This is a genomic window from Halomonas sp. PGE1 (assembly GCF_013000985.1).
Taxonomy (GTDB): domain Bacteria; phylum Pseudomonadota; class Gammaproteobacteria; order Pseudomonadales; family Halomonadaceae; genus Halomonas; species Halomonas alkalicola.
The window spans coordinates 2,650,142-2,673,482 of the sequence record NZ_CP053032.1 but is presented as its reverse complement, the minus strand read 5'-3'; the positions used below and the strand labels follow the sequence as shown (position 1 = coordinate 2,673,482).

Below are 23,341 nucleotides of genomic sequence, written 5' to 3'. Positions count from 1 at the left end.
CCACCATGAGCGAACAACTGCTTTCCCCCAAGATGCTGGGCTACTGGACCGAGGCGACCCTGCGGGAGGCCCCGGACGAATCCGGCATCTACTGCGTGTTCCGGGCGGCGAAGGACCCCGAGACCGAGGAGATGGACGTTCAGGAGCTGCTCTACGTGGGTGAGCACAGAAGCGCCCGCCACGGCCTGCAGCATGACGGCCATCGCGACAAGTGGCACGCCTTCCCGCAGCCCGACGAGGAGATCTGGTACGCGGTGGGGCTGTGTGGCAGCGCCAACCGCGAGCGCCTGGCCGCGGCGATGATCAACGCCCACAAGCCGCGCTTCAACTCGGACAGCCCCTACCTGGACCGCTTCCCCTTCGACGACACCACGGTCCATATCTACGGCAAGAAGCACAAGCTGCAGAGCATCTTCAACGTCGATCGTCAGGACTGAGGAGGAGAGGCAGCGCCCCGGAGGCTTATTGCCTCTGGGGCTTTCTGGTGGGAGCTGGGCTCCGCCCGGCGAATGGAGACCGAAGGGCTCCCATGCGGTATGCGGCAACGCTGCCGGGGCGCCTGCGGCGCCATTCGCTCGGCGGAGCCGGTCTCCCACCAGTCACAACAGCCTCAGCTGAGTGTCGCGGTCGATAGTCTTCCTGGCTCAGCGGGCGGTGTGAAGGGCGGCCATAACCGGTACAATCGCGCCCCTTCCATGCACCGACCGGACCCTCTCCTTGATCTCCACCGCCAACATCACCATGCAGTTCGGGGCCAAGCCCCTGTTCGAGAACGTCTCCATCAAGTTCGGCAACGGCCACCGCTACGGCCTGATCGGCGCCAACGGCTGCGGCAAGTCCACCTTCATGAAGATCCTCGGCGGCGACCTCGAGCCCTCCTCGGGCCAGGTCATGGTCGAGTCCGGTGCCCGGCTCGGCAAGCTGCGCCAGGACCAGTTCGCCTACGAGAACGAGCGGGTCATCGACACCGTGATCATGGGCAATGCCGAGCTCTCCCAGGTGGCGGCGGAGCGCGAGCGCATCTACTCCCTGCCCGAGATGAGCGAGGAGGACGGCATGGCGGTGGCCGACCTGGAGGTGCGTTTCGCCGAGCTCGACGGCTACACCGCCGAGGCCCGCGCCGGTGAACTGCTGCTGGGGCTCGGCATCCCCATCGAGCAGCACGCAGGCCCCATGAGCGAGGTGGCCCCGGGCTGGAAGCTGCGCGTGCTGCTGGCCCAGGCGCTGTTCTCCGACCCCGACGTGCTGCTGCTCGACGAGCCCACCAACCACCTGGACATCAACACCATCCGCTGGCTGGAGGGGGTGCTCACGGCGCGCAACAGCACCATGATCATCATTTCCCACGACCGCCACTTCCTCAACAGCGTCTGCACCCACATGGCTGACCTTGACTACGGCGAGATCCGCCTCTTCCCGGGCAACTACGACGACTACATGACCGCGGCCACCGCCGCCCGCGAGCGCCAGCACGCCGACAACGCCAAGAAGAAGGCGCAGATCGCCGACCTCCAGGCCTTCGTCAGCCGCTTCTCGGCCAACGCCTCCAAGGCCAAGCAGGCCACCTCCCGGGCGCGCCAGATCGACAAGATCAAGCTCGAGGAGATCAAGCCCTCGAGCCGGGTCAGCCCCTTCATCCGCTTCGAGCAGGCGCGCAAGATCCATCGCAACGCGGTCAACGTGGAGGGGCTCGCCCAGGGCTACCCCGGCGAGGCGACGCTCTTCGAGGGCTTCGGCATGACCGTGGAGGCCGGCGAGCGCATCGCCATCATCGGCCCCAACGGCATCGGCAAGACCACCCTGCTGCGCACCCTGGCCGGTGAGCTTTCGCCGCTCTCCGGCAGCGTGAAGTGGACCGACAGCGCGGATCTCGGCCACTTCGCCCAGGACCACGCCGACGACTTCGCCAACGACGCCACCCTGTTCGAGTGGATGGCGCAGTGGACCGACGGCGGCGAGCAGGTGATCCGCGGGGCGCTGGGGCGGATGCTCTTCTCCAGCGACGACATCGGCAAGTCGGTGAAGGTGATCTCCGGCGGCGAGCAGGGGCGCATGCTGTTCGGCAAGCTGACCCTGACCCGGCCCAACGTGCTGCTGATGGACGAGCCCACCAACCACCTGGACATGGAGTCCATCGAGGCGCTCAACCTGGCGCTGGAGCACTACCCGGGCACCCTGATCTTCGTCAGCCACGACCGCGAGTTCGTCTCCTCCCTGGCCACCCGCATCCTCGACATGAGCGAGGAGGGCATCACCGACTTCAGCGGCAGCTACGACGACTACCTGAGAAGCCAGGGCCTCTACGGCTGAGGGGTGAGGCGTTGAGGGACGCCTTGGCCCCCTCGCCGACGCTGGACTAGGGTGAGGGTGTTGCCGGCCGCGGGTCGGTGTCGCCGCAAGGATGCCCATGCCCTGGATCAAGTTCCTGCATATCGCCGCCCTGGTGAGCTGGTGCGGCGTGTTGCTCTACCTGCCCGCGCTGCTATTCCAGCTGGCGCGCCCCGAGCGCGTCGCTCAGGGCGTCTCTCCCGGCGCGCCACCGCTGCCGCGGCTGCTCTACAACGGCGTGGCGAGCCCCGTCGCGCTGCTCGCCATCGCCTCCGGCACGCTGCTGTTCCTGCTCCACGGCCTCACCGGTCCCTGGCTGGTGCTCAAGCTGCTGGCGGTCTGTGTCATGGTGCTGGCCCACGGCCTGTGTGGCTGGCTGCTGCTGCGCCTGGAGCAGGAGCGGCCGCGCGGGGTCGTCGCCGGGTCGCTGCTGGCCGGCAGCGTGGCGGGGCTCGCCATGCTGGCGGTGGTCGGCCTGGTGCTGGCCAAGCCGGCGCTGTGAAGGGGAGGAAGGGGATGCCGCTGCCGTCAGTCGTCCAGGTCCACGCCCACCGCATGCTCGTAGACCAGCTGCCCGCCGAGAAAGCCCGCCAGGGCGATCAGCGCGGCGGTGGCCAGGCTCAGCGCCAGCCCCCAGGGCAGCAGGGCCTCGCCCGTGAAGCGCCACAGCCAGTTGAGCGAGGCGAGCGAGAGCATCACCACCGCCACCATGGCGTGGCTCCAGGCGGTCACCAGGCGGCGAATGCCGCGCACCGTCACCAGGTCGATGAGGCCGGCGAGGCTGGCGAACCAGCCACCGAAGGCGCCCACCCCGGCCAGCCACAGCGAGGCGCGGGCCCAGAAGGGGTCGCCGGTAGTCAGAAAGCCCAGGTCGCTGGCCACCAGGGCGAGCAGGGCGGCCACCGGGAAGTGGATCATCACCGGGTGCAGGGGGTGGCCGGCGACGGCGGCGCGGCTGCGGATGGAGCGCTTTGGGGGCGTTGGCATGGCGGCGTCCCTGTCGATGGCGTCATGGGTGGCGTCCCCCTCAGTGAAGGCCGCGGCGGCCGGCGGGTCAACCCGGGCCCGCCGCGCCGGGCGCGGTTCAGGGGCGCGGGCGGGGTGCTCAGCATGGCGCTCGCCATGGGAGTGGCCGGCTGCAGCGGCAGCCACTCCATCCTCGACCCGGCGGGGCCGGCGGCCCGGGACGTGGCCTGGCTCTGGTGGGGCATGCTGGCAGGCTTCGGGCTGGTGTTCGTGGCGGTGGTGGCGCTGTGGCTGGCCGCCTTCCGGCCCCGGGAGCAACCTCGGCGCAGCCCCGAGGCGGAGCGCCGGCTGGGGCTGCGCTGGATCCTGGGCGGCGGCGTCCTGCTGCCCGGGGTGAGCATCCTGGTGCTGCTGGCCTTCGGGGTGCCCGCGGGACAGCGGCTGCTGCCCCTGCCGCTGCCCGGTGGGGAGCCTCCTCGGGTGATCGAGGTCACCGGCCACCAGTGGTGGTGGGAGATCCGCTACCCGGACGAGGCGGGTGAGGTGGTCACCGCCAACCACCTGGTGATGCCCGTCGGGGAACCGGTGGACTTCCACGTCACCGGCGCCGACGTCATCCACGCCTTCTGGGTGCCGCGCCTGGGCGGCAAGATCGACATGATCCCCGGGCGCATCAACCGCATCCGTCTCGAGGCCGACGTCTCTGGCGTGTTCGGTGCCCAGTGCGCCGAATACTGCGGGGTGCAGCACGCCCATATGCAGCTCCATCTGGAGGCGGTGCCGCCGGAGGCCTTCGAGGCCTGGCTGGCGGCGCGTCGCGACGCCGAGCCCGAGTCGCTGGATCGGGAAGACGCCCATGCCCCGGCGCGGGAGACCTTCGCCGAGCAGTGTGCCAGCTGCCATCGGGTGGCGGGGCTCTCCGATGGTGGCATCGGGCCCGACCTGACCGACCTCGGCGCCCGCGCCACCCTGGGCGCCGGCACCCTGGCCATGGAGGAGGGGGCCGTGGCCCTCTGGCTCGCCGAGCACCAGCGCCTGAAGCCCGGCAATCGCATGCCCGCCCACGATCACCTCGCGCCCGAGGACCTCGCGGCCCTGGGCGCCTGGCTGGAGGCCCTGGCGCCATGAGCGAGACGATGCGACCCACCCCCGAGGCCGAGCGGCTGCACCGCGAAATGGAGGCGGTGTGGGGCAATCCCCGCGGCTTGCGCGGCATCTTCAGCGTGGTCAACCACAGCACCCTGGGGCTGCGCTTCATGGCCACGGGCCTGGTCTTCTTCCTGCTGGGCGGGGTGCTGGCGATGCTGGTGCGCACCCAGCTGGCGCTGCCCGACCAGGCCTTCATGTCGCCGGAGATCTACGCCCAGGTCACCACCATGCACGGCACGGTGATGATGTTCCTGTTCGCCATCCCCATGCTGGAGGGGCTGGCGATCTACCTGATCCCCAAGATGATCGGCACCCGCGACCTGGTCTGCCCGCGGCTCACCGCCTTCGGCTACTGGTGCTACCTGTTCGGCGGCATCATCCTCTTCTCGAGCCTGCTGCTGGAGATGGCCCCGGACAGCGGCTGGTTCATGTACACCCCGCTGAGCAGCAGCGAGTTCGCCCCAGGGCCCGGGTCGGACTTCTGGCTTCTGGGCATCACCTTCGTGGAGATCTCGGCGCTGGCCGCCGGGGTGGAGCTTACGGTGTCGATCCTGCGCACCCGGGCGCCGGGCATGGCGCTGCACCGCATGCCGCTCTTCGCCTGGTACATCCTGGCCATGGCGCTGATGATCGTGGTGGGCTTCCCGCCGCTGATTCTCGGCAGCGTGCTGCTGGAGCTGGAGCGCGCCGCGGGGATGCCCTTCTTCACGGTGGCCGGCGGCGGCGATCCGATCCTCTGGCAGCACCTCTTCTGGCTCTTCGGCCACCCCGAGGTCTACATCATCTTCCTGCCGGCGGCGGGCATCGTCTCGACCCTGATTCCGGTCTTCGCCGGGCGCCCCATCGTCGGCTACGGCTGGGTGGTGGCGGCCATCGTCATCACCGGCTTCATCAGCTTCGGACTCTGGGTGCACCACATGTTCACCGTGGGCATCCCCCAGCTCGCCCAGGCCTTCTTCTCGGCGGCCAGCATGCTGGTGGCGGTGCCCACCGCCATCCAGGTGTTCGTCTGGCTGGCGACGCTCTGGCTGGGGCGGCCGCGCATGAGCCTGCCGATGCTGTGGATCACGGGTTTCCTGGTGATCTTCGTCTGCGGCGGGCTCACCGGTGTGATGCTGGCGCTGGTGCCCTTCAACTGGCAGGTCCACGATACCCACTTTGTGGTGGCCCACATGCACTACGTGCTGGTGGGCGGCATGTTCTTCCCGCTGCTGGCCGGGGCCTACTACTGGCTGCCGCTTGTCACCGGGCGCATGCCCTCGGAGCGCCTCGGGCGGCTGGGGTTCTGGCTCACCTTCCTGGGCTTCAACCTCACCTTCCTGATCATGCACTGGACCGGGCTTCTCGGCATGCCGCGGCGCGTCTACACCTACGACAGCGCCATGGGCTGGGACCTCTACAACCTGATCTCCTCCATCGGCGGCTTCATGATGGCGGCGGGCGTGGCCGCCGTGCTCCTCGACCTGGTGCTCCACGGCCGCTTCGGGCGCAGTGCGCCGCGCAACCCCTGGGGCGCCGACACCCTGGAGTGGAGCCTTGCGATGCCGCCGGCCAGCTACAACTTCGCGAGCCTGCCCCGGGTGGAGAGCCGCCATCCGCTGTGGGAGACGCCGACCCTGGGCGACGCCATCGCCCGCGGCGAGGGTGTGCGCCCCGGCGCCGCCCACGGCCGCCGCGAGCTGCTCGGCGGCGAGGCGCTCACCGGCCGCGTGCGCGAGCTGATCCACCTGCCCGGCAACAGCCTGCTGCCGCTCTATGCCGCGCTCTGCCTGGCGGTGGTCTGCGTGAGCCTGCTGACGCGCCTCTACCCGCTGTCGCTGCTGGGCCTGGCCGGCGCCGGGGTGCTGCTGCTGCGCTGGTCCTGGGAGAACGGCGGCCATCGCCTGGCCGTGCCCCTGGGGCCCGACGAGCCCGAGGACCCGCCGCTGCATTCGCGCACCGCCGACGGCCCCGGGCGCTGGACCATGGGGGTGGCGCTGCTCGCCGACGGCGCCTTCTTCCTGTCGCTGCTGTTCGGCTGGTTCTACCTCTGGACGGTCTCGCCCGAGTGGCAGATGCCGGCGCGCTCGCCGCTCTCGCTGCCCCTGCTGCTCGCCTCCGGGGCGGCCCTCACCCTGGGCACCCTCTGGCTGGAGCGGCGGGTGGCGGCGCTGAAGCGCGGCCGCGAGGCGGGCCTGGTGCTGGCGCTTGGGGGCATCGCGGCGCTGGGCGGGCTGCATGTGGTCCTGCTCCTCGTCACGCTGATGAATGCGGGCCTCGCGCCCACCGCCACGGCCCACGACGCCACCCTGCTGGTGGGGCTCGCCTACCTGCTGGGCCACGGCGGGCTCGCCGCCCTGCTCGCCGCGCTGCAGGCCTGGCGGGCAGGTCTCGGCCTGGTGGGGGCCCGGCTGCCCTTCGAGCCCGGGGTGGTGGCGCTGCTGTGGCGCTACCAGCTCGGCGTCTACTGGATCCTGGCGGCGGCCATGGCGCTGCTGCCGCGGCTGACGGGAGCCGGCCCATGACGTTGCTGCGTCGCTGGTGGGCACCGAGCCACCCTGCCCAGCTGCTGCTGGGGCTGACCCTCTGGAGCCTCTGGTTCGTGGCCCTATACGGCGGGCTCTCGGTGGCCTGCGAGCTGGCGCCACCGCGGCCGGGGCAGGGGGCGCTCACCGCCATCAACGGCGGGCTCGCCCTGCTTACCCTGGCCACCCTGGGGCTGCTCGCCTGGCTGGCCTGGCGGGGGATGAAGGCCGGCCGGGGCGGCGTGGGCGGGGCGCGCTTCATCGCCCTGACGGGGGCCGGGCTGCATCTCTTCTCGGCGGCCGGGGTGGCCTTCGTCGGCCTGCCCATCGTGGCCCTGCCACCCTGCCTCTAGGGAGCCGCTATGGCCGCGCACGCTTCCTCCCTGGATGCCACCCGAGACGCCCTGGACGAGAGCGTCGCGGAGGGTGACGCCCGCCTGCTCTGCTCCGTTACGGGCATGTGGTGTACCAGCTGCGCCCTGGCCATCGAGCACCGCCTGGGGCGCCTGCCCGGGGTGAGCCGGGTGGGGGTCGATTACCTCTCCGCCACCCTGCTGGTGGAGGGCACGCCGGCGGCGGTAGCCCCCGAGCGGGTTGCGGCGGCGCTGGGCCGGCTCGGCTACCGGCTGCGTGACCTGGAGGCGGCGCCGGATGCCCGCCAGCGGCTGGACAGCGAGAGCCGGGCTCTGGCGGGGCGGCTGCTGGCGGCCGCGGTGTTCGGCATGTGGACCATGCTGGCGTCGCTCCTGATCTACGCCGGCGCCCTGCCGGAGCCTCGCCTGGAGCGGGTGCTGGCCTGGGTCTCCGGCGCCTTCGCGCTGCCGGTGGTCACGCTCGCCGCCTGGCCCTTCTACCGCGCTGCCTGGCGCACCCTGCGCGCGGGGCGCCCCGGCATGGATGCCCTGGTCTCGCTGGGCGTGATCGGGGCGCTGGGGGTCTCCCTCTGGCTGCTCTGGCGCGGCTCCGCGGAGGTCTACTTCGATACCGCCGTGATGCTGGTGCTGCTGCTGCTGGCGGGGCGCTGGGTGGAGACCCTGGCCCGCTATCGTGGGCTGCGCGCCCTGGGGGGGCTGGCCCCGCTGCCGGCGCAAGCCTGCCGGCTGGACCCGACGGGCGGAGAAGCCCGGGTGCCCGTCGCGGAAGTGGCGGCCGGCGAGCGCCTTCGCGTGGCCAGCGGCGAGACCCTGGCGCTGGATGGCGAGCTCCTCGATGCGGCGGCGCGGCTGGATCTCGCCCTGCTCACCGGCGAGAGCCGCCCGCGCACCCTGACCCGGGGCGCGCGGCTCTCGGCGGGCTGTCGCAACCTGGGCGACCCCTTCACCCTGAGGGTGACCGCCGGAGTGGGCGAGCGACGCCTGGATGGGCTCTATCGCCAGGTGCAGGCCCTGCAGGCGGGCAAGGGCGAGCTGCGCCGCCTGGCGGAGCGCTTCGCGGCCTGGCTCAGCCCCGCCGCCGTGGCCCTGGCGCTGGTGACCCTGGCCGCCCTGCTGCTGGCCGGGGTAGACCCGGAAGAGGCGGCGGTGCGCGCCCTCTCGGTGCTGGTGGTGGCCTGCCCCTGTGCGGTGGGCCTGGCGGTGCCCCTGGCGAGCCTGGCCGGCACGGCCAGGGCGCTGGAGGCCGGCGTGGTGTTTCGCGACCCGGCGGCCCTGGAGCTCGCCGGCCAGGTTCGCGCCGTGGCCTTCGACAAGACCGGTACCCTGACCCGCGGGGCGCTTCGACTGGCCGCCGTGCGTCCCGCCCCCGGCGTGGCGGAGCATGACCTGCTGGCCCTGGCGGCACGCGCCGAGTGGGGCAGCGAGCACCCCCTGGGGCTCGCGATCCGCACCGCCGCCGCCGAGGCGGGAATCGACCCGGGCCAGGCGCCGGCCGAGGTGCAGGAGCATCCCGGGCGGGGACGCGAGGCCCGCGAGGCCGATGGCACGCGGCTGCGTATCGGCGCCTCCGACTGGCTGGCCGAGCGGGGTGCGGCGCCGGCCCAGCGCGAGGCCGTGCCACCCTGGGCCAGCGAGGTGGCGCTGGCCCGCAACGGCCAGCGGCTGGGGACCCTCTGGCTCGAGGACGACCCCGAACCCACCGCCGCGGCCAGCCTTGCGGCGCTGCGCCACCGGGGCCTGACCCTGGCGCTGATCAGCGGAGATCGCCCGGCGCTGGTGCGCCGCCTCGGCCGGCGACTGGGGTTGGCGCCCGGGGCCTGCTACGGCGGCCGCTCGCCGGAGGCCAAGCGCCGCCTGGTGGCCGCGCTGCCGGGCCCGGTGCTCTATGTGGGAGACGGCATCAACGATGCACCGGCCCTGGCCGCGGCGGCGGTGGGGGTGGCCACCGCGCAGGCCAGCGCCGCGGCCCGCGATGTCGCCGCCATCCAGCTGCTGGGCCAGGGCGTGCAGGGGGTGGCCTCTGCCATCGCCGTCGCCCGGGCCACCCGGCGGGTGATGCGCCAGAATCTTGCGCTCTCGGCGCTCTATAACGCCCTGGCTCTGGGGCTAGCCGCCTGGATGGTGATCCCGCCCCAGGTGGCGGTGCTGGCCATGGTGGCCAGTTCGCTCTCGGTGGTGGCCAACGCTGCCCGGCTGGCCGTGGGGCGCGGCTAGCGCAGCACCTCCGGGTCCCCCTCACCGGCCAGGGCCGCCTGCTCGTCTGCGCTGAGCAGGGCGTCCAGGTCGAGCCTGGCCACCTCGCTGGCCGCCTCCAGGACATGGGCCCAGGTGGCGCGATTGGCAAACAGCATACCGAAGGTGTCCAGGGTGCCGCCGCGGTTGCGGTAGCCCAGGAAGCGCGAGCGCGCCCCGGTATCCAGGGGGCGCAGGACCCCGGCCAGGGGCTCGGGGCGGCAGTGGGCGAGGAAGACACGAGCGGCGACCTCCGGCACCAGGGTGCTGAGGCGACACTGGCTGAGCACGGCGCTGGCCTCGTCCTCGTCACGGGCCTCGCGCAGCTTGCCGGGCTCCTGGATCACGTAGAGGCTCGTCGCCACGTCCGCACGCTCAAGGCGCGCCAGGGCGTGCTCCATCTCCGCCAGCTGGTAGGCGCCCACGGCGAAGAGCTGCAGGCGCGGTGAGGCGGCCTCATGCAGGCAGAGCAGGCCATCCTCGGCGAGCCGTGTCGCCTGCTCTTCGGTCAGCCGCACCGCCATCGGGCTCTTGGGCACCACCATCACCGCGATGCGCCCTCGGCTGGCGTAGAGCGCCTGCAGGGCGGCGGCGGCGCTGGGGGCATCCACCGGGAAGAGGGTCGGCGCCACGTCATCCATCTCGCCGAGCCACGCCTCGCACAGGGTCGGGTCCTGGTGGGACTGCTCGTTCTTGCCATTCTCCCAGGTGTGGGAGCTGGCCAGCACCGGCAGCGAGAGCCAGCCGGGCGGGCGACCCGCCTCGCGGCAGTGGCGGGCGAAGATGATCTCCTGGCGCATGGCGCCGAGCATCTTCACCGCGAAGGCCTCGTAGCTGGCCACCAGGTTGAGCCCCTGCTTGTTGGCCAGCGCCGCGCTGACCACCGCCTCCTCGTTGAGCGCGGTGATCACGGCGCCGTCCAGCGCTTCGGCGACGCCGGGCTCGGGGTCGGTGACCCGGTGCTTGAGCCGGTCCAGGGTGAGGTTGAGGCGATTGGAGCGCATCTCGTCGGGGTTGCCGACCCGCACCCGCAGCCCAGGGTTGGCCGCCACCAGGGCCGCGAAGGCTTCGTCGATGGCGGCCATGGGCGAGATACGCTCGCCCAGGGGCCAGGCGAGCGGTTCGGGCAGGGTGGGCAGGTCGGGATGCGGGTGGGCCAGGGGGTGGTCGCGCTCCCGCACCCGCTCGCTCTCGGCGTGGTTGTTGAGGGTGGCGATGGCCGCGCGCAGCTCGCTCTCGGCGACATGCAGGGCGGCGGCCCCCTCATGGAAGAGGCGCCGGGCGGCCTCGTCCGAGGCGGGGTTGCCCACCAGCGGCAGGTTGTGGGCGGCGTTGGTGCCGGCCCCGGGGAAACCGAAGCCCTTGACCGTCTCGGCGATCACGTAGGGCAGGCGCAGCGGGTAGCGGGCATGGCCGGCGCGGGCCTGCTCGGCCTGGTCGGCGAGCTCCGCCTCGGCGGTGAGAATCGCCCAGACGAAGGCGGCCGGGTCGCGGCCGTCGATGGTCAGCGGGGCGAAGCCGTTGAGGACCAGGTGGTCCTCGAACCAGTCGGTGCCGCCGGCCTGGCTCATGGTGGTGCGCTGGTCGATGCGCCGCCCGTTGGCGATCATCACCGGCACCACCGGGCCCGAGTCGTCGGCCCGCCACCAGCGCGAGGCCCAGTCGCTGCCGCGCTGCTCCTCGAAGGCGCCGTCGCTGAGGAAGGCCACCAGGTGCTGCCCGGGCAGCGGCATGTGCACGTACTGCAGGCCGGCGAAGCCCAGGTAGCCCCCCCTCGCTGACACCGCCGGCGGTGTGGGCGTTGACGTGGCTGCCCAGTGGCGAGACCGGGTGGCCGTCGGGGTCCACCCCGCAGTGGTAGAAGTCGTTGACCAGCCGGGTCAGGCCCTCGTCGCTGAGTTCGTAGCGCGTCGCGTGGGCGGGCCCCAGGTTGTCCACCAGCAGGTTCACGGCGTCGATGGCCGCCACACAGTGGCCCTGGCCCATCAGCCAGCTGCGGGTGAGGTCGCTCATGGCGTTGGCGGCGAGATAGCCCACGTAGGCGGGCACCATGTTGAGCGCGCCGCCGGTGTGCCCCTCGGGGGTGGGCTTGAAGTCCTCGGCGGTGAGCGGCTCGCCGTCCAGGCGCACGCGGCGGGCGTAGGTCATGTGGGCCACCAGCCACATGCCCATGCAGGCCAGGCGATCGGCGGCGGCAAGGCGCCTGAGCCAGGCTCGGCGGCGCGCCGGCTCGGCGGCATGGCGCGTCAGCAGCTGGGCGATGCGTTCGATGGTCACCGCGTCGTGCTGGATCACGCCGTGTCCTGCGGCCCAGGTGGCGAAGTCGGGATCGTCGGCGAAGGCGGCGAAGGCGGCGGGAAGGGCGGGGCGGTTCGCTCGGGTCATGGGGGCTCCTGGTGGGCTAACGCGAGGCCTGACGCGGGAGGCGGGCTCCCCTCCAGCCTAGATGGCGCCGCGGCGGGTGGCCATGCTCTGGATCAGCGCTGGCCGCATTGAGGCACGAGACCTGACAGAAGGGGGCAGGGTGCGCTATAAACGCTGGAGAATCACTCACCTTCCCGGCTTGAGCGACCTATCGATGAATCCGCTTTCCCGTCGCCGTTTCACCCTGCTGGCCCTCGGCGCACCCGTGGCGCTGCTCGGCACCCAGGGGGCCTCCGCCAATCTGATCGAGACCGTGCTCTCCCGTGCCCATGTGCCTCGCCATGACGACGAGGTCTGGGTGCTGGTGGACGACCGTGAGGCGACCCTGACCGTCTACCGCGGCAACCGCCAGCTGGAGCGCTACGCCCCGATCTCGCTAGGCCGCAGCGGTGCCAGCGCGGCGCGCCGTCGCGGCAGCAACGTCACCCCCCTGGGCGAATTCCGCGTCAATCGCTTCAATCACGAGAGCGACTGGCACATCTTCATCGGTCTGGACTACCCCACGCCGACCCACGCGCGCATGGCGCTGGAGGAGGGGGTCTTCACCCAGCAGGACTACGACCACTACTTCGACTACTACCGTCAGCGCGGCTATCCGCCCCAGCAGACGGCGCTCGGCGGCTTCATCGGTATCCACGGTATCGGCAAGGGCGATCCCGACGTTCACCAGCAGTTTCACTGGACTCAGGGGTGCGTGGCGGTGACCGATGAGCAGATCGAACGGCTCGCCTCGTTGATCGACATTGGCACCCGCGTCGTGATCCGCTAGGCTGTTACTTGCGTAAGGGAAGATCAAAGCTATGGACAAGCGCCGTTGTCTATAATAAAACAGCGTTTGACTCCTGTGCTAAGCAGCACAAGTCGCTGCAAGATGGCCTGCTCGTGCAGGAAGCCTGATTCCAGGCAATCACCAACGCAGTACCCAAGGAAGACTCAAGGAGAACACCATGACTCTGAAGACCACCCTGAAGCTGACCGCCGCCGCTGCCTCCCTGGCCATTCTGGCTGGCTGTGCCTCCACCAGCGCCCTGGAAGAAGTTCGCCAGACCGCTGAATCCGCACAGGCCGACGCTGCCGAAGCTCGCAGCATCGCTACCCAGGCCCAGAACACCGCCAACCAGGCGCAGCGCGACGCCCAGGCGGCCCTGCAGATGTCCGAGCAGAACCGCGACGAAATGAACCGCATGTTCCAGCGCTCCATGCAGAAGTAATTCTGCCGGAGTGCCGGCGCTGCCCTCGGGCAGCGGTGGTTCTGCAACAAGAGAAGACCCCGCCTCGGCGGGGTCTTCTCGTTGTGGGGCGGGCGCTCGGCGATTACCGCGCGCCGAGCTCCAGCTCGCCACCGAAGAGGCCATCGACCTCAAGCTCGGGGGCGGCGGGGGTGGGGGCCTCGTCAGCGGTGTGCAGCAGCGACACGATCAGGCCGTCGGGCTGCTCGACCAGCTCGCGCAGGCGGGCGTAGTCCACCGGCGGCTGCTCGTCGCCGAAGGCCCTGGCCACGGTCTCGATGGCGTTGAGCAGGGGCTCGAAGCTCGCCTCGTTCTCCTCCAGGGGGGGGAAGGACTGGGCGTAGAGGGTGCCGTCCGGCGCCCAGCCGGCCTTGAAGGGCTGGTCGATGATGTTGACCCGGGTGCCGCTGGGCACGCGCTCGTAGAGCGACTCGATGTCCTCCGGGAACATGCGGATGCAGCCGCGGCTGGCCCGCATGCCGACGCCATCGGGACGGTTGGTGCCGTGGATCAGGTAGCTGGGGATGCCCAGCAGGATGGCATGGCGGCCCAGCGGGTTGTCCGGGCCGGGGGGCACCACGGCGGGCGGCGGCTCGCCGCGGGCGGCGGCTTCCTCGCGCATGGAGCGGGGCGGCGACCAGTGGGGATCCTTCACCTTGACGGTGGTGCGGGTCACGCCCACCGGGGTGGAGAAGCCGTCGCGGCCGACGCTGATCGGGTAGGTCTCCACGATCCCCGGGGCGGAGTAGTAGTAGAGCCGCATCTCGGAGAGGTTGATGACGATGCCCTCGCGCTCGGCGTCGGGCAGGATGTGCTGGTTGGGAATCGTCACCTCGGTGCCTGCGAAGGGGGCCCAGATGCTGACGTCGGGGTTGGCCATGCGGATGGCCTCGTAGCCCACGTTGTGGGTGCGAGCCAGGTCGACCAGGGTCTCCCCCTCCTGCACGGTGACCGTGTAGTTCTCGCCGATCACGTTGCCGGCTTCCGGCAGCGGGAAATGGCCGCGCGGCCTGTCGCGCTCCTCGGCGAGGGCGCCGGTGGCGAGCAGGGCGGAGAGGCCCAGGGTGATGGCGCAGCGGGCGGTGCGCCTTGCCAGTGTCGTGGTGTTCATCAACGTCGTTCGTCTCGTGTGGGGCGCCGACCCTGGGGTCCGAGCCAACCATCAGTACTGGCATCGGGCGCTCCCTGCCCGGTGCCATCAGTTATCGGTCGCAATGAGATGCCTTGCCGACAGTATAGATTGCCCTGAGCCGCGGCGGTTCGCCAGCGTTTCGGCCAGCTGTTCGCCACCAGGAGACCGCCTGCGCGCTGCGGCGCAGGCCGTCGTCTCTTCACCTGGCAGCGGCTAGGCCGCCTCGGCCTTGCGGTTGAGGGTCTCGAGCAGCTGCTCCACCGCCTGGAAGCGGGCCTCCTCGTTGGCCATGCTCGCCTCGAAGCGCAGGGTGTCGGCGCCGTCGAGCCGGTAGCGGTTCGGTTCGCGCTGGATCAGCTCCACCAGGGTCAGCGGGTCGACCCGGGTGTGGCCGCCGAAGATCACCCGGCCCCGCTCGGGGCCCGCCTCCAGCTTGACGATGCCCAGTTGCTCGGCGCGCTGGCGCAGTTTCGTCTGGCGCAGCAGGGTCTTGACCGGGGCCGGCAAAAGGCCGAAGCGGTCGATCATCTCCACCTGCAGCTCCTTGAGCGCGGCCTCGTCGGCGGCGCTGCTGATGCGCTTGTACATCACCAGGCGCTGCTGGACATCGTGGAGGTAGTCGTCGGGAATCAGCGCCGGCAGGTTGAGGCTGACCTCGACCCCCTCGTCCAGCGGGGATTCGATGTTGGGCGTCTTGCCGGCGCGGATCGCCGCCACCGCGCGGTCGAGCATCTGCATGTAGAGGCCATAGCCGATCGCCTCCATCTGCCCGCTCTGCTCCTCGCCGAGCAGCTCGCCGGCGCCGCGGATCTCCATGTCGTGGCTGGCCAGGGTGAAGCCGGCCCCCAGGGCGTCGGCGCCGGAGATGGCCTCCAGGCGCTTCACGGCGTCCTTGGTCATCGCCCGGGGCGGCGGCGTGAGCAGGTAGGCGTAGGCCTGGTGGTGGCTGCGCCCGACCCGGCCGCGCAGCTGGTGAAGCTGGGCCAGGCCGAACTTGTCGGCCCGCTCGATCAGGATGGTGTTGGCGCTGGGCACGTCGATGCCGGTCTCGATGATGGTGGAGCAGACCAGCACGTTGAAGCGCTTGTGGTAGAAGTCCGACATCACCCGCTCCAGCGCCCGTTCCGGGAGCTGGCCGTGGGCCACCCCGACCCGCGCCTCGGGCACCAGGTCGCGCAGCGTCTCGGCGGCGGTCTCGATGGTCTTGACCTCGTTGTGCAGGAAGTAGACCTGGCCGCCGCGCAGGATCTCGCGCAGGATCGCCTCCTTGATGAGCGGCTCCTCGCGGCGCTGCACGAAGGTCTTCACCGACAGCCGGCGCGCCGGCGGGGTGGCGATGATGGAGAGGTCGCGGATGCCGCTCATCGCCATGTTCAGGGTGCGCGGGATGGGCGTGGCGGTCATGGTGAGGATGTCCACCTCGGCGCGCAGGCTCTTCAGGCGCTCCTTCTGGGCCACCCCGAAGCGGTGCTCCTCGTCGATGATCAAAAGCCCCATCTTCGGCAGCTTCATGGACTTCGAGAGCAGCTTGTGGGTGCCGATGACGATGTCCGCCTGGCCCTCCTCGATGCGCTTGAGCGCCGCCGACTGCCCCTTGCCGGCGGTGAAGCGCGACACCAGCTCGATATTGACCGCGGTATCGGCGAAGCGGTCGCGGAAGTTCTCGAAGTGCTGGCGGGCGAGCAGGGTAGTGGGCACCAGCAGCACCACCTGGCGACCGGAGTGCACCGCCAGGAAGGCGGCGCGCATGGCCACTTCGGTCTTGCCGAAGCCGACGTCGCCGCACACCACGCGGTCCATGGGGCGCGGGGCGGTCATGTCCTCGATCACCGCGGCGATGGCGGCACGCTGGTCCGGGGTCTCCTCGAAGGGGAAGGCGGCGGCGAAGCGGGCGTACTCGGTGTCGGGGGCGGCGCAGGCGAAGCCCTCCCGGGCCTCCCGGCGGGCGTAGATGTCGAGCAGCTCGGCGGCGGTGTCGCGGATCTTCTCGGCGGCCTTCTTCCTGGCCTTCTCCCACTGGTCGGAGCCGAGACGATGCAGGGGGGCCAGCTCGTCGTCGGCGCCGGCATAGCGCGATATCAGGTGCAGGCTCTCCACCGGCACGTAGAGCCGCGCCCCCTCGGCGTACTCCAGGGTCACGAACTCCGCGGCCTGGCCGCCGGCCTCCAGGGTCTCGAGCCCCTTGTAGCGTCCCACGCCGTGGGACTGGTGCACCACTGGCGCGCCGGGGCGCAGCTCCGAGAGGTGGCGAATGGCCAGCTCGTCGGCGTCGGTGGCCTTCTCCCGGCGCCGGCTCTGGCGGACCACCTCGCCGTAGAGCTCGGATTCGCTGATCACCGCGAGATCGGGCTCGGTCAGCCACAGGCCCGCCTCGAGCTGGCCCTCGGTGATCGCCATGGCCGCCTCGCCGGCGAGGAAGTCGGCGAAGTCAGCGACGTGGGGCAGGGCGAGGCGCAGCGGCGCCAGGGCCTCCTCTAGGGCCTCGCGGCGCCCGCGGGACTCCGCCACGAAGAGCACGCGGCTGCCGGCGTGCTGAGCCAGGAAGCTCGACAGCGCCGCCAGCGGCTCCCGGGCCCGGGCGTTGATGCCCACCTCGGGCGGGGCCTGGCTGGCCGGGACCAGGGCGTGCCGATGGTCGGCCTCCTCGGTGAGCGCCACCCGAGGGTGGCGCTTGATGGCGCCGAACACCTCGGCCACCGGTACGAAGGCGCGGTGGGGGGGGAGCAGGGGGCGGGCGGGGTCGACCCCGAGGTTCTCGAAGCGGCCCTCGATGGCCGCCCAGTGGTGCTCGGCGGCGGCGTGCACGCCTGGCAGCAGGGCGACCCGGGTGCCCTCGGCCAGGTGCTCGAAGAGCGTCGCGGTCTCCTCGAAGAAGAGCGGCAGGTACTGCTCGAGGCCCGGGGAGGGGATGCCCTTGAGGGCGTCGACGTAGAGCGGGCACTGGCGCGGATCGACGTCGAACAGCGTCTCGAACCCCTCGCGGAAGCAGGCGATGGCGCTGCGCGAGAGCGAGTATTCGTGGGCCGGCAGCAGGTCGACCCGCTCGGCCTTGTCCTGGCTGCGCTGGGTGTCCGGGTCGAAGCGGCGCAGGGTGTCGATCTCGTCATCGAACAGGTCGATACGCAGCGGTGCCTCGGTGCCCATGGGAAAGAGGTCGATGATGGCCCCGCGCAGGGCGTACTCGCCGGGCTCATAGACGGTTTCCACCGCCCGGTAGCCGGCCCGGGAGAGCGCTTCCCGGAAGCGCTCGCGGTCGAGCCGCTGGCCCACCTCCAGGGTGAGCACCCGCCCGGCGATGTACTCGACCGGCGGCAGCCGCTGCATCAGGGTGTTGATGGGCACCAGCACGATGCCGTGCTCGCCGTCCTGCAGCCGACGCAGGGTGCGCAGCCGCGCCGAGACGATGTCCTGGTGGGGCGAGAAGCTGTCGTAGGGCAGCGTCTCCCAGTCGGGGAAGGGCAGCACCGGCACCCGGCTGTAGAAGGCGAGCTCGCTCTCCAGGCGCAGCGCCTGGGCCGTGTCGGCGGTGATCACCAGCAGCGGGGCATCCTCGGCCAGGCGCGCCAGGGCCAGGGCGGCGGCGCTGCCCTGGGGGGGCTGCCAGTAGAGGGTGTCGCGCACACCCTCGGGGCGCGGCGGATCCAGCGGCGAGAAGTTGGGCATGGTCACGTCGGTCGGCTGATGGACGGCTTGGAAAGGGCGCATGATAGCAGATCCCGGCCGGCCGCCGGCTTGTAGTCGGGTGGGGCCTTCCTGTAATGCCGCTACAGGGGCTGCGACCATCCTGCGATTGACCCCGGGGGCGGGCTCCGGATAATGGCGGCGACCCTTCAACCCCACAGTGAGGCCGCACGTGAGTCAGCAACCCTCCGATACCGTCTTCCAGGAATGGCACGACAACCAGGCGCTTGCCGAGCAGATGATCCCGATGATCGGTAGGCTCTACCGTCACAACAACGTGGTCACCACCCTCTACGGGCGGTCGCTCTTCAACCGCAGCGTGATTCGCATCCTGAAGGACCACCGCTTCGTGCGTAAGGTCGAGGGTACCGAGCTCTCCGTGGGCGACACCTTCCCGCTGGTCCAGGCCATGGGCGAGCTCAACCTGGGCCCGGCCCACGTGGATGTCGGCAAGCTGGGCGTGGCCTTCAAGAAGCAGGGCGGCGGCGATGCCGTGGCCTTCCTGCGCCAGGAGCTGGCCGAGATCGTCGACAAGCACGACCCCGCCGGCAATAACGGCGAGCCCAAGGATGTCGTGCTCTACGGCTTCGGCCGCATCGGGCGCATCCTGGCTCGGGTGCTGGTGGAGAAGGCCGGTGGCGGCAACCTGCTGCGCCTGCGTGCCATCGTCGTGCGCGGTCGCGGCGACATCGCCAAGGATCTCGAGAAGCGCGCGAGCCTCCTGCGCCGCGACTCCGTGCACGGTCCCTTCGACGGCACCATCAGCGTCGACGCCGAGGCGCGCACCCTCACCGCCAACGGCAACGTCATCCAGGTGATCTACGCCGACTCGCCCCAGGAGGTCGACTACACCGCCTACGGCATCGACAACGCCGTGGTGGTCGACAACACTGGCATCTGGCGCGACGAGGCCGGCCTCGGCCAGCACCTGGCCTGCAAGGGCGCCTCCAAGGCGCTGCTCACCGCGCCGGGCAAGGGCGATATCAAGAACATCGTCTACGGCATCAACCACGATGACCTGACCGGCGACGATCGCATCATCTCCGCGGCCTCCTGCACCACCAACGCCATCGTGCCGGTGCTCAAGGTGCTCAACGACGAGTTCGGCGTCGAGCATGGCCACGTCGAGACGGTGCACGCCTACACCAACGACCAGAACCTGATCGACAACTACCACAAGGGTGACCGCCGCGGCCGCAGCGCACCGCTCAACATGGTGCTGACCGAGACCGGCGCCGCCAAGGCGGTGGCCAAGGCGCTGCCGGAGCTGGCCGGCAAGCTGACCGGCAACGCCATCCGCGTGCCGACCCCGAACGTCTCCATGGCGATCCTCAACCTGCGCCTGGAGAAGGAGACCGACGCCGAGGCGCTGAACGACTTCCTGCGTCGCATGTCCCTGGACTCCCCGTTCCAGAAGCAGATCGACTACGTCGACTCCCCGGAGGTGGTCTCCACCGACTTCGTCGGCAACCGCCACGCCGGCATCGTCGATGCCAAGGCGACCATCGCCAACGGCAAGAATGCCGTGCTCTACGTCTGGTACGACAACGAGTTCGGCTACAGCTGCCAGGTGGTGCGCATCCTGCAGCAGATGTCCAACGTGCATTTCCTCAAGCTGCCGCGCGCCGGCGCCTGAGGCGAGTCCACCGTCCGACCGAACCCCCCGCCGGAGACGCTCCGGCGGGGGGTTCTGCGTCTGGTGGGGGTGGCGGCCTGCCAGGCTGCGACATTTTTCCCCTTGCCTCAGGTCACACCTTGCGACCTTCGCTCAGGTGGTCATCGCCCGGCCTTGTCTTTATAATACCGGGGATTTTTCGGGGTGGTCCGAGCCTGGCTCGGGCCCGACTGGTAACGTACTGACACGACAAGAATTCGAATCCATTCGAACCCCTTTCCTTCGTATATCCGATCCATCAACTGGGCGAGACTATGATCGAAGTCAAGAAAGGCCTGGATCTCCCCATCGCGGGGGCGCCCGAGCAGCGCATCGAGGATGCGCGCCCGGTACGTCACGTGGCGGTCCTGGGCACCGACTACGTCGGCATGAAGCCGACCATGGAGGTCCGGGAGGGAGACAGGGTAAAGCTAGGCCAACTGCTCTTTACCGACAAGAAGATCGACGGTGTGCGCTTCACCGCGCCGGCAGGCGGCGAGGTGATCGCCATCAACCGGGGCGAGAAGCGTCGCCTGCTCTCGGTGGTGATCAAGGTCGACGAGACCGAGGCAGCCGTCGAGTTCAAGGCCCACGGGCGTGATGGCCTGGAAGGCCTGGAGCGCCAGGCGGTGGTCGACCAGCTGGTCGAGTCCGGCCTGTGGACCGCGCTGCGCACCCGTCCCTACTCGCGCACCCCCGCCATCGACAGCAAGCCGTCCGACATCTTCGTCACCGCCGTCGATACCCACCCGCTGTGCCCCGACCCCGCCGAGATCATCAACGAGCAGCCCCAGGCGTTCGAGGATGGCCTCAAGGTGCTGGCACGCCTGACCGCCGGCAAGGTCTACCTGTGCACGGCGCCGGGCGCCCGGATTCCCGGCGGCGACGTCAAGGGCGTCCAGGTCGAGCAGTTCGGTGGCCCGCACCCGGCCGGTCTCGTCGGCACCCATATCCACTACCTCTCGCCCGTGGGCCTGCACAAGCGCGTGTGGCACATCGGCTACCAGGACGTGATCGCGTTCGGCAAGCTGTTCGCCGAGGGCAAGCTGGATGTCAGCCGCGTCGTCGGCGTGGGCGGCCCGCGAGCCGAGAAGCCGCGCCTGCTGCGCACCCGCATCGGGGCCAGCACCGAGGAACTGCTGGCCGGCGAGGTGGTCGACCCGGAAGGTACCCGCGTGATCTCCGGTTCGGTCTTCTCGGGCTTCGCCTGCGAGGGCAGCCTGCGCTACCTGGGCCGCTTCCATAACCAGTTCAGCCTGCTCGAGGAAGGCAACAAGCGCCTCTTCATGGGCTGGTTGTCGCCGGGTGCCAACCGCCACTCGGTGCTGGGCATCTACCTGTCCAAGTTCACCGGCCTCAAGGACTACGCGCCGACCACCTCCACCAATGGCTCCGAGCGTGCCATGGTGCCGGTGGGCGCCTACGAGGCCGTGATGCCGCTGGATATCCTGCCCACGCAGCTGCTGCGCTCGCTGATCGTCGGCGACATCGAGACTGCCATGCAGCTCGGGTGTCTGGAGCTGGATGAAGAGGACCTGGCCCTGTGCACCTACGCGTGCCCGGGCAAGTACGAATACGGTCCCATCCTGCGTGACAACCTCACCCTGATCGAGAAAGAGGCCTGATCATGCCGATTCGACAGACACTCGACAATCTCGAGCCGCACTTCCACAAGGGTGGCAAGTACGAGAAGTTCTACCCCCTCTACGAGGCGGTGGACACCATCTTCTACGCCCCCCCCAGCGTGGCCAAGACCACCGCTCACGTGCGTGACGGCGTCGACCTCAAGCGCATCATGATCACCGTCTGGCTCTGCACCTTCCCGGCGATGTTCTTCGGCATGTGGGCCGCTGGCTGGCAGGCCAACACCGCCATCGCCGACGGCTACGCCTCCATGGCGGGCTGGCGCGAGGCGATCATGATGACCCTGGCCTCCGGCCACGATCCGGGCAGCCTGTGGGCCAACTTCGTGCTCGGCGCCACCTACTTCCTGCCGATCTATCTGGTGACCTTCGTGGTCGGCGGCTTCTGGGAAGTGCTGTTCGCGGTCAAGCGCGGCCACGAGGTCAACGAGGGCTTCTTCGTCACCTCCGTGCTCTATGCCCTGATCCTCCCGGCCACCATCCCGCTGTGGCAGGTGGCGCTCGGCATCACCTTCGGCGTGGTGATCGGCAAGGAGATCTTCGGCGGTACCGGCAAGAACTTCCTCAACCCGGCGCTGACCGGTCGTGCCTTCCTCTATTTCGCGTATCCGGCGCAGATCTCCGGCGACGCGGTGTGGGTGGCGGCCGACGGCTACACCGGCGCGACCGCACTCTCCATCGCCTTCCAGGACGGCATGGCCGCCCTGACCAGCACCTACAGCTGGTGGGACGCCTTCATCGGCTTCATCCCGGGCTCCGTGGGCGAGGTATCGACCCTGGCGATACTGATCGGGGCGGCGATCCTGCTGTGGACGCGAATCGCCTCGTGGCGAATCATGCTCGGGGTCTTCCTCGGCATGGTGGCGACCAGCGCGCTGTTCAACCTGATCGGCTCTGACTCCAACCCGATGTTCGCGATGCCCTGGTACTGGCACCTGGTGGTCGGCGGCTTCGCCTTCGGCATGGTGTTCATGGCCACCGACCCGGTGTCCGCCGCCATGACCAACCAGGGTCGCCTGCTGTTCGGCGTGCTGATCGGCATCATGACCGTGCTGATCCGCGTGGTGAACCCGGCCTTCCCGGAAGGCATCATGCTGGCGATCCTGTTCGCCAACCTGTTCGCACCGCTCATCGATCACTTCTTTGTTCAGGCCAACATCAAGCGCCGCAAGCTGCGCACCGGTGAACCGGCCGAGGAGACTGCCTGATGGCACAGAGCAACAACTCCATCAAGAAGATCCTGACGGTGGCGTTCGCACTTTGCATCGTGTGTTCGGTCATCGTCTCCACCGCGGCGGTGGCGCTGCGTCCCATGCAGCAGCTCAACCAGGAGCTCGACCGCAAGACCAATGTCCTGCGCGTCGCCAACCTCTATGAGCGCGGCATGGATGTGGAAGCGGCCTTCCGCGAGATCACCCCGCGCGTGGTGAACCTGCAGACCGGCGAGTACTCCGACCAGCATGACCCGGAGACCTTCGACGGCTTCGAGACTCGCCGCGATCCGGCCGCCTCGCGCACCCTCTCCGGTGCCCAGGATCCGGCCGGTCTGTCTCGCGTCGAGAACTACGCGACGGTCTATCTCGTCGGTGATCCCGACGACCCCGAGCAGATCATCCTGCCGATCCGCGGCCAGGGCCTGTGGGGCCTGATGCGTGGCTTCCTCGCCGTGGAAGGTGACGGCAACACCATCGTCGGCATCACCTTCTTCGAGCACAGTGAGACTCCCGGTCTCGGCGCCGAGGTCAACAACCCGCGCTGGCAGGCCCAGTGGGAAGGCAAGCGGATCTTTGACGAGGCGGACGAGCTGGCCCCGGCCATTCGCGTGGCCAAGGGCAGCGGCAGCGGTGACCATGAGGTCGACGGCCTCTCCGGTGCCACCCTGACCGCCAATGGCGTCAACAACATGCTGCAGTTCTGGCTGAGCCCGGAAGGCTTCGGTAACTACCTGGCCAAGTTCCGCAGCGGCGTCGACCAGGAAGACGCTCAGGACGCCGACGTCGAACTCGAAGCGGAAGGAGCCTGATC

The 23,341-nt window shown here is 70.1% G+C and carries 17 protein-coding genes and 1 pseudogene; 13 read left to right on the top strand and 5 right to left on the bottom strand.

The genetic code is table 11. From position 1 onward, the window contains the following. The first annotated feature begins 5 nt into the window (after nucleotides 1-5). The 3 genes from HIR79_RS12615 (at nucleotide 6) to HIR79_RS12605 (ending at nucleotide 2,830) form a co-directional block, all read left to right on the top strand. Complete coding sequence (locus tag HIR79_RS12615; RefSeq protein WP_119020411.1) at nucleotides 6-437, top strand: hypothetical protein; 432 nt, start codon at nucleotides 6-8, stop codon at nucleotides 435-437. A 280-nt stretch (nucleotides 438-717) separates the two neighbouring features. Then, entirely contained in the window at nucleotides 718-2,310 is a 1,593-nt protein-coding gene (locus tag HIR79_RS12610; RefSeq protein ID WP_169958633.1) for an ABC-F family ATPase, read from the top strand. Nucleotides 2,311-2,407: 97 nt separating this feature from the next. After that, nucleotides 2,408-2,830, top strand: coding sequence for a CopD family protein (locus tag HIR79_RS12605; RefSeq protein WP_169958632.1), 423 nt, complete (start codon nucleotides 2,408-2,410; stop codon nucleotides 2,828-2,830). A 26-nt stretch (nucleotides 2,831-2,856) separates the two neighbouring features. On the opposite strand, the gene HIR79_RS12600 is transcribed toward HIR79_RS12605, so the two are convergent. Further along, the gene (locus HIR79_RS12600) at nucleotides 2,857-3,315 is read right to left on the bottom strand and encodes a DUF2231 domain-containing protein (protein ID WP_169958631.1); all 459 of its coding nucleotides are present in this window, start codon (nucleotides 3,313-3,315) and stop codon (nucleotides 2,857-2,859) included. Between the two features lie 123 nt (nucleotides 3,316-3,438). Here HIR79_RS12600 and coxB point away from each other — a divergent pair, with 123 nt between their 5' ends. From coxB to HIR79_RS12580, 4 genes are read left to right on the top strand one after another with little or no spacing between them, the layout of a single operon-like run. Continuing rightward, nucleotides 3,439-4,422, top strand: a complete 984-nt coding sequence (gene coxB, locus HIR79_RS12595) for a cytochrome c oxidase subunit II (RefSeq protein WP_249322146.1) — start codon at nucleotides 3,439-3,441, stop codon at nucleotides 4,420-4,422. Then, nucleotides 4,419-6,947: a cytochrome c oxidase subunit I gene (gene ctaD / locus HIR79_RS12590; protein ID WP_169958630.1), complete on the top strand. Its 2,529-nt coding sequence runs from the start codon at nucleotides 4,419-4,421 to the stop codon at nucleotides 6,945-6,947. The genes coxB and ctaD overlap by 4 nt, the downstream gene beginning before the upstream one ends. Next, entirely contained in the window at nucleotides 6,944-7,300 is a 357-nt protein-coding gene (locus HIR79_RS12585; RefSeq protein ID WP_169958629.1) for a hypothetical protein, read from the top strand. Before ctaD ends, HIR79_RS12585 begins: the two co-directional genes overlap by 4 nt. Nucleotides 7,301-7,309: 9 nt before the next feature. Continuing rightward, on the top strand, nucleotides 7,310-9,535 hold the full coding sequence (locus HIR79_RS12580; RefSeq protein ID WP_249322145.1) for a heavy metal translocating P-type ATPase: 2,226 nt from the start codon (nucleotides 7,310-7,312) through the stop codon (nucleotides 9,533-9,535). Here the strand turns inward: HIR79_RS12580 and HIR79_RS12575 are convergent. Together HIR79_RS12575 and HIR79_RS18510 are read right to left on the bottom strand one after the other, a co-directional pair. Beyond that, a complete protein-coding gene (locus HIR79_RS12575) occupies nucleotides 9,532-11,337 on the bottom strand; it encodes a phosphoketolase family protein (RefSeq protein WP_249322144.1) in 1,806 nt (601 codons plus the stop codon). The genes HIR79_RS12580 and HIR79_RS12575 overlap by 4 nt on opposite strands. Nucleotides 11,338-11,377: 40 nt before the next feature. After that, a pseudogene (locus HIR79_RS18510) lies at nucleotides 11,378-11,701 on the bottom strand (phosphoketolase family protein); the annotation flags it as partial. Nucleotides 11,702-12,131: 430 nt separating this feature from the next. Between HIR79_RS18510 and HIR79_RS12570 the strand changes: the two are divergent. After that, nucleotides 12,132-12,746, top strand: coding sequence for a L,D-transpeptidase family protein (locus tag HIR79_RS12570; RefSeq protein ID WP_169958628.1), 615 nt, complete (start codon nucleotides 12,132-12,134; stop codon nucleotides 12,744-12,746). Between the two features lie 178 nt (nucleotides 12,747-12,924). Further along, complete coding sequence (locus tag HIR79_RS12565) at nucleotides 12,925-13,188, top strand: Lpp/OprI family alanine-zipper lipoprotein (protein WP_110069744.1); 264 nt, start codon at nucleotides 12,925-12,927, stop codon at nucleotides 13,186-13,188. Nucleotides 13,189-13,291: 103 nt separating this feature from the next. Here the strand turns inward: HIR79_RS12565 and HIR79_RS12560 are convergent, their stop codons facing one another. Both HIR79_RS12560 and mfd read right to left on the bottom strand, forming a co-directional pair. Beyond that, complete coding sequence (locus tag HIR79_RS12560) at nucleotides 13,292-14,317, bottom strand: L,D-transpeptidase family protein (RefSeq protein WP_169958627.1); 1,026 nt, start codon at nucleotides 14,315-14,317, stop codon at nucleotides 13,292-13,294. 234 nt (nucleotides 14,318-14,551) lie between these two features. Continuing rightward, nucleotides 14,552-18,001, bottom strand: coding sequence for a transcription-repair coupling factor (gene mfd / locus HIR79_RS12555; RefSeq protein WP_169959582.1), 3,450 nt, complete (start codon nucleotides 17,999-18,001; stop codon nucleotides 14,552-14,554). Between the two features lie 190 nt (nucleotides 18,002-18,191). Here mfd and HIR79_RS12550 point away from each other — a divergent pair, with 190 nt between their 5' ends. The 4 genes from HIR79_RS12550 (at nucleotide 18,192) to HIR79_RS12535 (ending at nucleotide 23,339) form a co-directional block, all read left to right on the top strand. Beyond that, nucleotides 18,192-19,655 carry a glyceraldehyde-3-phosphate dehydrogenase gene (locus HIR79_RS12550; protein ID WP_169958626.1) on the top strand — a complete coding sequence of 488 codons (1,464 nt, stop codon included), beginning with the start codon at nucleotides 18,192-18,194 and terminating at the stop codon, nucleotides 19,653-19,655. A gap of 293 nt (nucleotides 19,656-19,948) precedes the next feature. Further along, entirely contained in the window at nucleotides 19,949-21,298 is a 1,350-nt protein-coding gene (locus tag HIR79_RS12545) for a Na(+)-translocating NADH-quinone reductase subunit A (RefSeq protein ID WP_169958625.1), read from the top strand. Nucleotides 21,299-21,300: 2 nt separating this feature from the next. Further along, nucleotides 21,301-22,524 carry an NADH:ubiquinone reductase (Na(+)-transporting) subunit B gene (locus HIR79_RS12540; protein ID WP_169958624.1) on the top strand — a complete coding sequence of 408 codons (1,224 nt, stop codon included), beginning with the start codon at nucleotides 21,301-21,303 and terminating at the stop codon, nucleotides 22,522-22,524. Next, nucleotides 22,524-23,339, top strand: a complete 816-nt coding sequence (locus HIR79_RS12535) for a Na(+)-translocating NADH-quinone reductase subunit C (RefSeq protein WP_169958623.1) — start codon at nucleotides 22,524-22,526, stop codon at nucleotides 23,337-23,339. The genes HIR79_RS12540 and HIR79_RS12535 overlap by 1 nt, the downstream gene beginning before the upstream one ends. Nucleotides 23,340-23,341 lie beyond the last annotated feature (2 nt).

Bases quoted from the DNA above. Each gene is read 5' to 3' on its own strand.
- HIR79_RS12615 (WP_119020411.1), top strand. From the start codon at position 6: ATGAGCGAACAACTGCTTTCCCCCAAGATGCTGGGCTACTGGACCGAG.
- HIR79_RS12570 (WP_169958628.1), top strand. From the start codon at position 12,132: ATGAATCCGCTTTCCCGTCGCCGTTTCACCCTGCTGGCCCTCGGCGCA.
- HIR79_RS12535 (WP_169958623.1), top strand. From the start codon at position 22,524: ATGGCACAGAGCAACAACTCCATCAAGAAGATCCTGACGGTGGCGTTC.
- HIR79_RS12585 (WP_169958629.1), top strand. From the start codon at position 6,944: ATGACGTTGCTGCGTCGCTGGTGGGCACCGAGCCACCCTGCCCAGCTG.
- HIR79_RS12545 (WP_169958625.1), top strand. From the start codon at position 19,949: ATGATCGAAGTCAAGAAAGGCCTGGATCTCCCCATCGCGGGGGCGCCC.
- HIR79_RS12565 (WP_110069744.1), top strand. From the start codon at position 12,925: ATGACTCTGAAGACCACCCTGAAGCTGACCGCCGCCGCTGCCTCCCTG.
- HIR79_RS12600 (WP_169958631.1), bottom strand. From the start codon at position 3,315: ATGCCAACGCCCCCAAAGCGCTCCATCCGCAGCCGCGCCGCCGTCGCC.
- coxB (WP_249322146.1), top strand. From the start codon at position 3,439: ATGGCGCTCGCCATGGGAGTGGCCGGCTGCAGCGGCAGCCACTCCATC.
- HIR79_RS12580 (WP_249322145.1), top strand. From the start codon at position 7,310: ATGGCCGCGCACGCTTCCTCCCTGGATGCCACCCGAGACGCCCTGGAC.
- ctaD (WP_169958630.1), top strand. From the start codon at position 4,419: ATGAGCGAGACGATGCGACCCACCCCCGAGGCCGAGCGGCTGCACCGC.
- HIR79_RS12605 (WP_169958632.1), top strand. From the start codon at position 2,408: ATGCCCTGGATCAAGTTCCTGCATATCGCCGCCCTGGTGAGCTGGTGC.
- mfd (WP_169959582.1), bottom strand. From the start codon at position 18,001: ATGCCCAACTTCTCGCCGCTGGATCCGCCGCGCCCCGAGGGTGTGCGC.
- HIR79_RS12560 (WP_169958627.1), bottom strand. From the start codon at position 14,317: ATGAACACCACGACACTGGCAAGGCGCACCGCCCGCTGCGCCATCACC.
- HIR79_RS12540 (WP_169958624.1), top strand. From the start codon at position 21,301: ATGCCGATTCGACAGACACTCGACAATCTCGAGCCGCACTTCCACAAG.